2 protein-coding genes are annotated in these 1,317 nt (G+C 39.6%); both read right to left on the bottom strand.

Translation table 11 applies throughout. The features are described 5' to 3' along the window. A partial coding sequence (locus AC1DPQ_RS27955; protein WP_477611599.1) for a carboxypeptidase regulatory-like domain-containing protein occupies nt 1–301 on the bottom strand: 301 nt, incomplete at its 3' end. Between the two features lie 151 nt (nt 302–452). Further along, the coding region (gene tatC, locus AC1DPQ_RS27950; protein ID WP_477611598.1) for a twin-arginine translocase subunit TatC at nt 453–1,317 on the bottom strand (865 nt) is incomplete at its 5' end.

Raw genomic sequence — 1,317 nt, 5'->3', positions numbered from 1 at the left:
ATGTTGCACTGATGGTTACCGGATCGAAGATTTTTTCTTTGTAACCTATAAAATCTACAGCAACTTTATATACACCGTTTGCAAGACCAGAAACCGTAAAGTTTCCCTGAGCATTAGAACTGATGCCGTTGACCACAGTTTTTGTTCCTGTTTTGAAAATGGTGACGGTCGCAAAATCAATTGGCTCTTTTGTAGTGGCATCGATAACTGTTCCGGAAATTTTTCCCTTTCCGGGATTGGTTTGTGCAAATAAGGTATTAGATAAAGTTATAAGGAAAAGTACAGTTAAAAGGTATCGCATGAATATGAATTATAATATAACACAAATATCACCGTAGATTCTGTTGCAAAACTGAAGAATCCATTTTCTTGCTGAGCCAATATTCATTGTAATAGCATAATTACAGGTCCGCCAATAGTGAGACAGGTAAATACGAGGTTGGTAGTAATGCCTATCCCTGAGCCTGCATGTTTTTCCGTTCAACCCGTACCGCTACCATGATACTGATCTCATAAAGTATCATCAACGGCAAGAATACAATCAGCATGGTCTGTATATCAGGGGTAGGGGTAACTACCGCTGCAATAATCAACATGATTACAACCGCGTACCTTCTGGAACTTCGCATCAGTTTAGGTGTTAGCAGGCCCAATCCTGAAAGAATTAATACAACGATGGGCATTTCAAAAATAATTCCCGTTCCAAGAGTAAGGGTAACAATTGATGACAGATAGGAATCGATGGTGATCTGGTTTTCGATTACTTCGCTCACATGGAAGCCCACAAGAAAACGTATCGAGTAAGGAGCAATAATGTAGTAGCCAAACAAAATGCCCAGAAGAAAAAGCAGGGTAGCATAAAAAACAAAACCTCTTGCTGCTTTTCTCTCTCTTAAATGTAGGGCCGGTTTGATAAAGAGCCATAGCTCGAACAAAAGATAAGGAAAACCCAATATAATCCCGACAATAACCGATGAATTGAGCTGAAGATTGAACTGTCCGGCCATTTCGGTATTGATGATCTTGAAGCTGATCTCTTTAAGGCAATAGCTGGTACCTAAGTTAAAACGGTCACTGATCCAGCACATTATCCTGTAGGTTGGGAAATCAGCCTTTTTTGGGCCTAGGATTATCTTGTCGAAAACGAAATCATAATAACAAAAGGCCCAGATTGTTGTTAAAGCTATCACAAGGGCCGATCTGATCAGATGTTTACGGAGTACATCCAGGTGAGCAAAAAAAGACATTTCACCATGGTCACCGCTATCTTGATTTTTTGACCTAAGAAACCATTTACGAAGTTTATTACTTTCAGAC

Source organism: Pedobacter sp. 01T416_2, assembly GCF_056398925.1.
Note: the sequence above shows the minus strand (reverse complement) of the source record. Positions and strands in the feature narration are given on the sequence as shown.